The organism is Austwickia chelonae (assembly GCF_003391095.1).
GTDB classification, from domain to species: domain Bacteria; phylum Actinomycetota; class Actinomycetes; order Actinomycetales; family Dermatophilaceae; genus Austwickia; species Austwickia chelonae_A.
On record NZ_CP031447.1, the window covers coordinates 383,946 to 395,042 of the forward strand.

11 protein-coding genes are annotated in these 11,097 nt (G+C 64.4%); 10 read left to right on the forward strand and 1 reads right to left on the reverse strand.

All coding sequences use genetic code 11. The features are described 5' to 3' along the window. The first annotated feature begins 87 nt into the window (after positions 1 to 87). From DX923_RS01715 to DX923_RS01740, 6 genes are all read left to right on the forward strand, one after another. Positions 88 to 2,514, forward strand: coding sequence for a DNA polymerase III subunit gamma and tau (locus DX923_RS01715; protein WP_116112242.1), 2,427 nt, complete (start codon positions 88 to 90; stop codon positions 2,512 to 2,514). Positions 2,515 to 2,602: 88 nt separating this feature from the next. Then, positions 2,603 to 3,289 (forward strand): lysophospholipid acyltransferase family protein, encoded by a 687-nt coding sequence (locus tag DX923_RS01720; protein ID WP_116116093.1) that lies wholly within the window; start codon positions 2,603 to 2,605, stop codon positions 3,287 to 3,289. Positions 3,290 to 3,375: 86 nt separating this feature from the next. Further along, positions 3,376 to 3,975 (forward strand): recombination mediator RecR, encoded by a 600-nt coding sequence (gene recR / locus DX923_RS01725; protein ID WP_116116094.1) that lies wholly within the window; start codon positions 3,376 to 3,378, stop codon positions 3,973 to 3,975. A 34-nt stretch (positions 3,976 to 4,009) separates the two neighbouring features. Next, positions 4,010 to 4,612 carry a DUF5063 domain-containing protein gene (locus tag DX923_RS01730; protein ID WP_116112244.1) on the forward strand — a complete coding sequence of 201 codons (603 nt, stop codon included), beginning with the start codon at positions 4,010 to 4,012 and terminating at the stop codon, positions 4,610 to 4,612. 205 nt (positions 4,613 to 4,817) lie between these two features. Further along, a complete protein-coding gene (locus DX923_RS01735) occupies positions 4,818 to 6,104 on the forward strand; it encodes an aspartate kinase (RefSeq protein ID WP_116112245.1) in 1,287 nt (428 codons plus the stop codon). Continuing rightward, positions 6,101 to 7,186 carry an aspartate-semialdehyde dehydrogenase gene (locus tag DX923_RS01740; RefSeq protein ID WP_116112247.1) on the forward strand — a complete coding sequence of 362 codons (1,086 nt, stop codon included), beginning with the start codon at positions 6,101 to 6,103 and terminating at the stop codon, positions 7,184 to 7,186. Before DX923_RS01735 ends, DX923_RS01740 begins: the two co-directional genes overlap by 4 nt. A gap of 163 nt (positions 7,187 to 7,349) precedes the next feature. Here DX923_RS01740 and DX923_RS16040 read toward each other — a convergent pair whose 3' ends face one another. Continuing rightward, positions 7,350 to 7,520: a hypothetical protein gene (locus DX923_RS16040; RefSeq protein ID WP_162872707.1), complete on the reverse strand. Its 171-nt coding sequence runs from the start codon at positions 7,518 to 7,520 to the stop codon at positions 7,350 to 7,352. A gap of 331 nt (positions 7,521 to 7,851) precedes the next feature. Between DX923_RS16040 and DX923_RS16045 the strand changes: the two genes are divergently transcribed. From DX923_RS16045 to DX923_RS01755, 4 genes are all read left to right on the forward strand, one after another. Further along, entirely contained in the window at positions 7,852 to 8,241 is a 390-nt protein-coding gene (locus DX923_RS16045; RefSeq protein WP_162872708.1) for a hypothetical protein, read from the forward strand. Between the two features lies 1 nt (position 8,242). Beyond that, a complete protein-coding gene (locus DX923_RS01745; RefSeq protein ID WP_162872709.1) occupies positions 8,243 to 8,536 on the forward strand; it encodes a transcriptional regulator in 294 nt (97 codons plus the stop codon). 750 nt (positions 8,537 to 9,286) lie between these two features. After that, positions 9,287 to 10,192 (forward strand): ABC transporter ATP-binding protein, encoded by a 906-nt coding sequence (locus DX923_RS01750; RefSeq protein WP_116112250.1) that lies wholly within the window; start codon positions 9,287 to 9,289, stop codon positions 10,190 to 10,192. Further along, positions 10,189 to 10,992: an ABC transporter permease subunit gene (locus DX923_RS01755; RefSeq protein WP_116112252.1), complete on the forward strand. Its 804-nt coding sequence runs from the start codon at positions 10,189 to 10,191 to the stop codon at positions 10,990 to 10,992. Before DX923_RS01750 ends, DX923_RS01755 begins: the two co-directional genes overlap by 4 nt. The last annotated feature ends 105 nt before the right edge of the window (positions 10,993 to 11,097 follow it).

Genomic DNA, 11,097 nt, shown 5'->3' on the forward strand with positions numbered 1-11,097 from the left:
TCCGCCCGCCGACCCCGGACCGCTCGCCGATCGCAGCCATCACACGCAGGAGATGAGCCTGACGGCCCTGGCCGATAAGGTCACACCGTGAGCACCGCCCTGTACCGCCGCTACCGGCCCCAGACCTTCGCCGACGTCATCGGGCAGGAACATGTCACCGAGCCACTCATGCAGGCACTCCGGACAGGACGCACCGGACACGCCTATCTGTTCAGCGGGCCACGCGGCTGCGGAAAGACCACCAGCGCACGCATCCTCGCCCGATGCCTGAACTGCGAACAGGGCCCGACACCGACACCGTGCGAAGAATGCCCGTCCTGCGTCGCCCTGGCCGCCGGCGGCCCCGGCTCGGTCGACGTCATCGAAATCGACGCAGCCAGCCACGGAGGCGTCGACGACGCCCGCGACCTGCGTGAACGAGCCGCCTACGGGCCCGCGCAGTCCCGGTACAAGGTGTACATCATCGACGAAGCGCACATGGTCACCCCACAGGGCTTCAACGCCCTGCTGAAGATCGTCGAAGAACCACCAGCGCACGTGAAATTCGTCTTCGCGACGACCGAGCCGGAAAAAGTCATCGGCACGATCCGCAGCCGAACCCACCACTACCCCTTCCGGCTCGTGCCACCAGCCCGGCTGACCGACTACCTGGAGCATCTGTGCCACCAGGAAGCGGTGCCCGTAGAACCCGGCGTGCTCTCCTTCGTCGTGCGAGCAGGCGGCGGATCTGTCCGGGACTCACTGTCGGTGCTCGACCAACTCATCGCCGGCTCCGGAGAAAGCGGACTGACCTACGCCGGAGCAGCCGCACTCCTGGGATTCACCGAAGTAGAACTCCTGGACGCCGTGGTGGAGGCCTTCGCCGCCCAGGACGGAGGCGGCGTCTTCCGACAGATCGACAAAGTCGTCGAGACCGGCCAGGATCCCCGCAGGTTCGTCGAAGACCTCCTGGAACGCTTCCGCGACCTGATCATCGTCGCCGCCAGCACCGAAGGCGCCGAAGCCGTCCTCAGAGGCCTCCCCGAGGACCAGAGGCAACGGCTGCACCACCAGGCCACCTCCTTCGGCGCCGCGGAACTCTCCCGATGCGCAGACCTGGTGAACATCGGCCTGACCCAGATGAACGGCGTGACCTCACCTCGCCTCCAACTGGAACTGATCTGCGCGAGGCTGCTCCTGCCCGCCGTCTCCGGCGCAGAAGGACACGGCGCACGCCTGGACCGGATCGAACGACGACTCGACACGGCTGGGCCCCTGTCCACGGCACAGGCCGGCGCACCCCCCGCCGTTGCACCCACCGGCGACGTTCTCCCGCCGGATAACCCGCCGACCGGCCACAGTCCACGGACCTCCGCGGCCACCGGCGCGCGCGGCCGTGAAGCCTTGCGCCGCGCGCACGCCGCGATGCGTGGGGCAGACCAGCCGGCACCTGCGGCCTCTGCCCCGCCGGCGCAGGAGAGCACCCCGGCTCCGGAGCGTCCGGCGGCCTCGTCTCCAGTGGCAGCGCCTCCGGTGGTGGAGCGTCCGGCGGCGGAGCCTCCCGCGACCCCGGCACCATCCGTGCCACCTGCCGATGCCGCGCGCGCGCCGGGCGCGAACCGGCCAGATGTCTCCGGGCTCCGCCAACGCTGGCCCGATGTGCTCGCCGCGATCCTGCCCGTTCGCAAAGTGACCTGGGCCCTCCTGGCCGAGCATGCCCATGTCGCCGACGTCGACACCGAACGAGTCGTCCTCGGATTCGCCAACCCAGGCCTGGTGCGTGCCTTCCACCAGGGCGGACACGCCGATATGGTCGGCCAGGCCCTGAACCATGTCCTCGGCCTGCGCCTCCGGGCCGAAGGAACAGTGCTGTCGCCTCCTGGGGCGGCGGGAGGCCCCGGCCACGGCGGTGGCACACCAGGGCCTCGCAACGGACCCGGCGCGGCAGAGCCTCGTCACCGACCTGATCCGAAGAGCCGGGACACGCCGGCGGCACCTCCTGAGCCGCCCGCTCCGGACAACCGCGGACGGGGGCAGTCCGCACCCCCACCAGCTGATGGCGGCTGGCCGGACGACCGGGACATTCCCCCGGACGACGACGTGCCTCCGGACCCCTGGGAAGACCCCGGATACGAGCCGCCACCGCCACCGCCGGTGGACCGTTCGGCCGAGCACACGCCGGCGCCGGCCCAGGCACCCCCACCGGCCCAGGCACCCCCACCGGCCCAGGCACCTTCACCGGCCCAGAGTCCTTCGGTGGCACCAGAAGCACCGCTGACCGCCCGGGGGCCGGCTCCCGACAGCGGTCGGATGAGCGGTTACCAGCGAGCCAAAGCCGCGCTTCAACAAGCTGGAGGTAGTCGCGCTGCCCAGGACGTTCGACCTGGTATGGCTCAGGCTGCCCCCTCTTCTCCGGAGAACGAGGATCCCGGTATCAGCGATGACGACGAAACCGTCGAAGACATGACCTCCATCGGGCAACCGGTGATCGCCAGGGTCCTCGGCGGAGTCGTTATCGACGAGTACGAAGGCTGACCGGGCTTCCCCGCACTGGCTCGTGGGCTCCGGCCTGGACCGCCACGGCGGTGTGCTTTGTGCGCTTATGCCCGTAGGCTCGCTCCTCGTGGAAGGAACCAGGTTCTACGAGACAGGGCGCAAGATCGCCGGGCCGGTGCTGCGCGCCATACTGCGAGCCCAGGTGGAGGGGCAGCAGCACATTCCCACGACAGGGCCGGTGATCATCGCCGCCAATCATCTGTCCTTCTTCGACAGCATCATCCTTCCGGCCACGTCGCCACGTCCGATCACCTTCCTGGCGAAATCGGAGTACTTCACCGGTAGCGGGATCTCCGGGGCGTGGAATCGCTTCTTCTTCACCGCGGTCGGGGCGATTCCCGTGGATCGGGAGGAGATCAGGGCGGCGCAGAAGTCCCTCGATCTGGCTCTGGGGGTCCTGTCCGGACAGGGTGCTTTCGGGATCTACCCGGAAGGGACACGCTCGCGGGACGGCCGGCTGTACCGGGGACATTCGGGGATCGGTCATCTGGTGTTGGAGTCAGGTGCGCCGGTGGTGCCGGTGGGTTTGCGGGGCACCGACCGGATCCAACCGGTGGGGTCTTCCTTCCCCCGGCCGGCGAAGGTGGGGGTCCGCTTCGGTGAGGCCTTGTACCTGCAGGAAAAGTACGCGGGGATGCCGAAGGGGAAGGCCCGTCGGGAGATCGCGGACGAGGTGATGCGGGCGGTTCATGCCCTGAGCGGGCAGGAGTGGGCGGGGGAGTACAACGTGCGATCGACCACGGAGACCGACTGATCCGGTGAAGATGTTCGGCTCGTCCGGTCAGCGCGTCGTCGACTGGACGCTCAACCTTGTCGGTGCGGCGTCGTAGGCTGGTCGGTGTGTACGAGGGTGCGGTTCAGGATTTGATCGATGAGCTCGGGCGGCTGCCCGGGGTCGGCCCGAAGAGCGCCCAGAGGATCGCCTTCCATCTGTTGCAGGCCGACGAGGAGGACGTCCACCGGCTGGTGGACTCCTTGGTGCGGGTGAAGAAGCGGGTCCGTTTCTGTGTGCTCTGCGGAAATGTCGCCGAGGGCGAGAAATGCCGTATTTGCTCCGACGAGCGGCGCGACGACAGCGCGATCTGTGTGGTCGAAGAGCCGAAGGACGTGCTGGCGATCGAACGGACCCGGGAGTTCCGGGGGCGGTACCACGTGCTGGGCGGAGCGATCAATCCAATGGATGGCGTCGGGCCGGACCAGCTGCGTTTTTCTGAATTGTTCGCGCGTTTGTCGGACGGACGGGTCGAGGAAATCATCATCGCGACCGACCCGAATCTGGAGGGTGAGGCCACAGCTGCTTATCTTGCGCGGCTGTTGTCCCCCTTGAATGTGCGGGTCACTCGTTTGGCCTCAGGTCTTCCGGTCGGTGGGGATCTGGAATATGCCGATGAGGTGACTCTCGGTCGAGCTTTCGAAGGGAGGCGTCTGCTCAATGTCTGATTTTTCGTCGACATCAGAGGAATCGCGTTCTGAGGTGACTGAACCAGCTGGGCCGGTCGAGGAGCCGCCGATGGTCGAGGCGCTCGATGCCGACCTGGCGCTGCTGGGGGAGGAGACAGCCCAGGAGGCGCGTCAGTTCCTCGCCGTGGTGCGTCAGGTCGGGGCTGGTGAAGTTCCGGAGCAGGCGATTCCGTTGCTGCTGCTGGCCGTTTCGCAGATCTTGGTGACCGGGGCCCGCTTGGGCGCCATCAACGATGTCGTCCCGCTCGAACGTTTCGAACCCGACCTGGGGATCGATTTCGATGTGGAGAAGCTGCGGGATTCCTTGGCTGCTTTGTTCACCGGGCTCGACGACTATGCCGAGGTCGTGGACCCGCTGACCACGATGGAGCTGTCGACCGCAACGCTCTCCGGCGAGCTCGCCGAAGTAGCATCGGCGCTGGTCCACGGGCTGCGTCACTATGCGGACGGGCGGGTCAGCGAGGCCCTGTGGTGGTGGCAGTTCAGCTATCTCTCCGACTGGGGTGCCCGGGCCTCTGGGGCCTTGCGGGCCTTGCAGTCGATCCTGAGCCATATCCGGCTGGATGCGGACGAGGACACCGTCGCTGAGGCGGAGTTCGACGCTCTTCACCGGTGAGTCGGGCGGGTCGTCCCTCGTATGGGCAGATCCGGTCGGTTCCCGCAGGTGAACGGGGTGAGCTTTCCGGATGACGGAGCCGTGAATCGTTCGATCGTCGAGATGTCGATGTCAGCGTTTAAGACGGTCACTTCGAGTGCCTTTCAGGCGCACCGATAGACTTCACCTCGTCAACCGTCGCTCGAGAATGCAGGGAGCGAAAAGCGTGAGTCTTGTCGTCCAGAAGTACGGCGGTTCTTCCGTCGCCGACGCAGAATGCGTCAAACGCGTCGCCCGACGCATCGTGGAGACCAAACGGGCCGGACACGACGTGGTCGTCGTGGTCTCGGCGATGGGCGATACGACGGATGATCTGTTGGATCTCGCCGAAGAGGTCAGCCCCCTGCCACCGGCCCGTGAGCTGGACATGCTCCTGACCGCAGGAGAACGGATCTCCATGGCGGTCCTGGCCATGGCGATCGCGAACCTGGGCTATACCGCCCAGTCGTTCACCGGCAGCCAGGCCGGGGTCATCACCGACGAATCGCATGGCAAGGCCCGGATCATCGACATCACCCCGGGGCGGATCACCAAGGCCCTGGAAGAGGGCCACATCGCGATCGTCGCCGGGTTCCAAGGCGTCAGCCAGACGACGAAGAACATCACCACGCTGGGCCGTGGCGGGTCGGACACGACTGCCGTGGCCTTGGCCGCGGCGATGAATGCCGACGTCTGCGAGATCTACACCGACGTCGACGGTGTCTTCACCGCTGACCCCCGGGTCGTCCCGGCCGCACGTCAGATCAGTCGGCTCTCCACCGAGGAGATGCTGGAGCTGGCGGCCTGCGGGTCGAAGATCCTGCACCTGCGGTGCGTGGAGTACGCCCGCCGCTATCACATTCCGATCCACGTCCGTTCGTCCTTCTCCGCGAAGGAGGGGACGATGATCACCGACCACACGATCGAGCAGCCCGAACAGCAAGGAGTGGCCATGGAGGCTCCCCTCATCTCCGGTGTCGCACACGACCGCACCGAAGCGAAGGTCACGATCGTCGGTGTGCCCGACCAGCCCGGCTATGCGGCGAAGATCTTCGCCACGGTCGCCTCGGCCGAGGCCAATGTCGACATGATCGTGCAGAATGTGTCCTCCGTGGACACCGGCCGTACCGACATCTCCTTCACCCTGCCCCGCGTCGAGGTCGACCAGGTCGTCAAGGCGCTGGACAAGACCAAGGCCGAACTGGGCTACACCGGTCTGCTGTTCGACGACCACATCGGCAAGCTGTCGCTGATCGGTGCAGGGATGCGGACCAACTCCGGTGTCAGCGCCAAGCTCTTCAAGGCGTTGTCGGACGCCAACATCAATATCGAGATGATCTCCACCTCGGAGATCCGTATTTCCGTCATCACCAGCGACGAGGAACTCGACGATGCGGTGCGCGCCGTGCACACCGCTTTCGACCTGGACTCCTCCGAAGGTGAAGCGGTCGTTTATGGAGGAACCGGACGATGAGCACACTGACCGAACGCAGCAAGCCGACCCTCGCCGTGGTGGGGGCGACCGGTGCGGTGGGCAGCGTGATGCTGTCGATCCTCTCCTCCCGTGAGGACGTCTGGGGCGAGATCAAACTGGTGGCCTCGGCGCGGTCTGCGGGCAAGGTGCTCCAGGTGCGTGGCGAGGATGTCGTCGTGCAGGAGCTCACCCCTGAGGTCTTCGACGGGGTCGACGTCGCCATGTTCGACGTCCCCGACGAGGTGTCGGCGCAGTGGGCGTCGGTCGCGGTCGAGCGGGGTGCCGTGGTCGTCGACAACTCGGGCGCTTTCCGGATGGACCCGGAGATCCCCCTGGTCGTGCCGGAGGTGAACCCGGCGCAGGTGAAGAACCGGCCCAAGGGCATCATCGCCAACCCGAACTGCACCACCTTGACGATGATGGACGCCTTGGGCGCCCTGCACGCCGGGTGGGAGCTCACCGAACTGGTCGTTTCCTCCTACCAGGCGGCTTCCGGTGCCGGACAGCCCGGCGTCGACCGGCTGTACTCCGAGCTCGCAGCGGTATCCGGGCAGAATGTGGGCACCCAGACCGGGGACGTGCGTCGCCTGGTGGAGGGGCAGCTCGGAGCCGATTCGCCCTTCCCGGCTCCGTTAGCACTCAACGTCGTCCCGTGGGCAGGCTCACTGAAGGACGACGGCTGGAGCAGTGAGGAGCTGAAGGTTCGCAACGAATCCCGCAAGATCCTGGGCATCCCGGATCTGAAGGTCTCCGCGACCTGTGTGCGGGTGCCGGTCGTCACCACCCACTCCTTGGTGGTGCACGCCACCTTCCGCAAGGAGATCACCGTCGACGAGGCCCGCGAGGCTCTCGTGCAGGCACCGAGCGTGGTCGTCCTCGACGACCCGGAGCACCAGGAATGGCCGACGCCGGCCGATGTGGTCGGCAGCGACCCGACCTGGGTGGGCCGGATGCGTCAGGCCTTGGACTTCCCGAACACCTTGGAACTGTTCATCTGCGGTGACAACCTACGCAAGGGTGCCGCGCTGAACACGGCACAGATCGCCGAGCTGGTGTGCGCGGAGCTGACCGCCCGCGACTGAGCATGATGCGTGTCCCGGGATTTCTCTGACCCTGGGGGATATGCCGACGGCGTCGGAATCGCCACCTTCGGGTGATGGATTCCGACGCCGTCGGCATATCGGGGGCTGTCGCTGCGACTTCGTCTTCGGGCCGATGTGTGGCCTTGGGCACCGTGTGCAGAGATCAGCTGTGTGTATGGGCACCGGAGCGCGGACTGCGCACTCCGGTGCGTTCTTGGTGGGTGGCCCGGCGGGCGTGGACGCGTCGTTCCTGTTGACGAGCCGAATCGACTTTCGCCTGGAGACGTAGGCGTTCTTCTTCGTCGATGGGAGCAAGGCCTTCTTCGAGCATCATGGCGATCACCTCGTGTCGTACCCCTCGGGAATGAGTGGTGGGCGAGACGGAGGGGTCACAGCAGGTTGACATAAGTGAACGGGAAGAGTCCACAGAGACATGTGTCCAGGACAGCTCGGTAAAGATACGAGGTCGGGGCGGACGACACCCCCCATCCGCTACGGCGAGAGTGCCGGGCCCCGGGGGATTCGGCCGAGCGCCTGACCATGGGCGGGCCGACCATGACCGATCGTGGCAATAAGCGTCCTCTGGTCTCTCCGATGACCCCGTAGACAACTTTTTCTGAGCGATGCACTTGCCTAGTTGGCAACAGAATTGACAGCATGACGGAATGGACGCCCACGACGACTCGCTTCTCTTCGGGGAATTGGATGACTTGAGCGCAAGGAGGCATCCTTCCTCGGTGATCACGAAAACCCTCGGTGCGGCAAGCGTCGTGGCAGGCGCCATCGTGCTTGTCGGCGCTTATGCTATGGCTAGCCCTGTGTGGTTAGCCGGGTTCTGGATTCTCGAAACGCTGTGGGTTCTTTACTATTCCATGCGTTGCAATACCCCGCGGATTCGAGGTGTCCCCTTCTATTCGTATGTGGTCGGCAGTGTCGTGCTGGTCATCGTCGCTACGAGTGACTTCGGCAAGATTCCCTGGTTCGTGTTCGGGGGCGCTTCTGTTCTCTGCGTGGCGATGTTCACCGTCATGCTCGGTAGTCTGTGGAGGCGGTGATATGGACGAATTTGACAACCTCATTCACTCGCCCACCCGTCTGAGGATCATGGCACTGCTCTCAGGGACGAACTCGGCCAGCTTCGCTTACCTGCAAGACGTTTTAGGTATCACGCCGCAGAACCTATCCAAGAATCTCAAGATTCTGGCAGATCATGGATGCATTTTCTCCATGAAAAGACGCGGAGCCTACGGTCAAGAGACGATTGTTCATGCCACCGGCAAGGGGCTGGCCGCCTTTCAGAGACACAAGAGGTCTCTCCTGCGTCTTCTCACCGATCCCGAGAACGCATAAGCGAGAACACATAAGCGGGGGTGGCGAATAGCAGCATCTGCCACCCCCTGTCCCACACCCTGCTCAGCTGGCGAGGTCGAGCCTTCGGAAAGGAGGCTCTCATCCTGAACAAGCCGCTGGGCACTCTTCGCTGCCGCTCGATCGGTCCGCTGGGGGACATGGAGTGACGGTGGGTGAAGGCATGCTGCTTCATAGTCCATGAATATGACAGTGAAATATTTTGCCTATGAAAAGTGTGCCCTGCGTTGAAGTTGTCGCAGGTCGCATGGAATTGGTGTCCAATGATGAAGTTGCGACCAAATTATTAAATTAGATTAATGATAATATATCAGACATTTAGCTCATTCAAAGTTAAAGTACCCCTCCATTGAGAAAGAAATGATGTCATGTAGGATCGAGCATGTCGGAGCTTTTGGTGCGCTTTGGAGCGACCATCAAAGCTGTGCTTTTGTGCTGGAAAAAACTGGCCTGTAGTCGATGGATAAATTATATGGATCCCAGGCTTTCGTGCCGGGCGAGGAGGTAGTTCGACTTTTTCTTGAGAATAGTTCATATCAATGATGGCTGCTCGAGTGCTTATTCCAACGACCGTTTTGTGACCTCACCCAGGGCTCGACGAGCCCCCGCCGTGCAGCCGGAAGTCTGCGCCACATGGTCTGTATGAGCATTCGGCCGGACGAGAACCCTGCTCCCCGCTTCTGATGCCCTCCATCACGACGCCACGACCGTGGCGCAGGGAAAGGAGTACAGATGACCGGGGTCATCCACTGCGAGCGGGTCACGAAGGTCTTCGGCTCGTTCCAGGCCGTTCAGGACCTCGACCTCGTCGCCGAGCCGGGCGAGGTGATCGGCTACCTCGGCCCGAACGGTGCGGGGAAAAGCACGACCATTCGCATGCTGATGGGTCTGACCAGACCGACCGGCGGGACCGTGCACCTACTCGGCCAGAACCCGGCCGAGGTGCCAGCAGTGCGTGCCCAGGTCGGCTATTGCCCAGGTGAGCTGCGTCTCGACGACCGCCTCACCATCCGCGAGACCCTGGAGACCTGGTCCATGCTCCGGGGCGGGGTCGATCGTGCTCTGATGACCGATCTCATCGAACGGTTCGACATCGACCCCGGCAAGGTCGTGCACTCGCTCTCCACGGGGAACCGCCGGAAAGTCGGTCTGGTGGGCGCCTTCATGGTGCGCCCCGACGTACTCATCCTCGACGAGCCCACGAACGGGCTCGACCCGCTGATGCAGCGGGCCTTCGTCGAGACCCTGGGCGAGGCGGTGTGGGAGGGCGCGACCGTACTGCTCTCGTCCCACGTGCTTTCCGAGGTGGAACGGCTGGCCACCCGCTTGGTCATCCTCCGCCAGGGAAAGGTCGTGGCCGAGGGGTCCGTCGCCAGTTTTCGTGATCAGGCCCAGCAGATCGTCGAGAGCGTGGTCGGCCGTGCGCCTGATATCGCGGAGCTGAACTCCTTGGCCGGTGCCAGTGACGTGGAGATCGACGGTGACATGCTGCGCCTCGCCTGGCGCGGCCCGATGGACGGTCTCATCCAGGTGCTGAGTCGGTGTCAGGTACAGAAAATGCGAATCCATGAGCCGGATCTGGAGCGCTCCTTCATGGACTACTACCGCAATGACAGCAACGACGGAGGTGGCAAGTGAGCGGTTTCACGCATCTGCTGAAGCGTGCTCTGCAAGCGCAGCAACGGGATCTCCTGCTCTGGGGAGGCTCGGTGTTACTCCTCGTGGTCAGCGTCCTGGCAGTCTGGCCGCCACTGCGTGACTCCGGCTCCCTGGGCAGCCTCACCGCCGGGATGACACCGGAAATGGCCCAAGCCATGGGCTTGGACGGGTTCGGAACGGCCACCGGCTACCTCAAAGGAAACCTGTTCGCCGTGATCCTTCCCCTCCTGATCGGGTTCATGGGTATCTCGGGTATCTCGGGGCTCCTCTCCGGGGACGAACGCAGCGGGCGCCTCGAAATCCTTCTTTCACTTCCCGTCCGGCGCTGGACGGTGGCTCTCTCCCGCCTGTGCGCTGTCGTTGTCGTGCTGCTGCTGACCAGCCTTCCCATGGCGGCGTCCGTGATTCTCGGCGCGCGTTGGCTGGACATGGATGTCGACACCCGAGGAGTCCTGGCGGTGACGACGGCCATCTTCCTGCTGGGCTTCTTCCACGCCGCCCTGGCATTCCTCTGTGCCTGTGCCGGTGCCTCGAAGGGGGCCGTGAGCGGCACGGCAGGTGGCGTACTGGTCGCGGGATATGTGGTGCAGGCGGTTGTCGCTCTCGTCCCGGACCTGCGGTGGTCGGCGAAGCTCTCCCCCTGGGAGTGGGCATTGGGCGGGGACCCGCTCGTGAACGGATGGCAGGGGGCCGGGCTGCTGCTGTTGTTGCTGACCGGGGCGGCCTGTCTTGCCGTGGGCTGTTTGTTCATCGAGCGTCGCGATATCGCCAATGCGTGATCCGGCTGGTCGCCGGAAATAAAAACTGACCTATCAGTTCTCAATTCCTTCGTTTCTTTATTCGTCGGCAGTCGAATTGAGTTCATTTCGTGCTGCCTGTGGCAA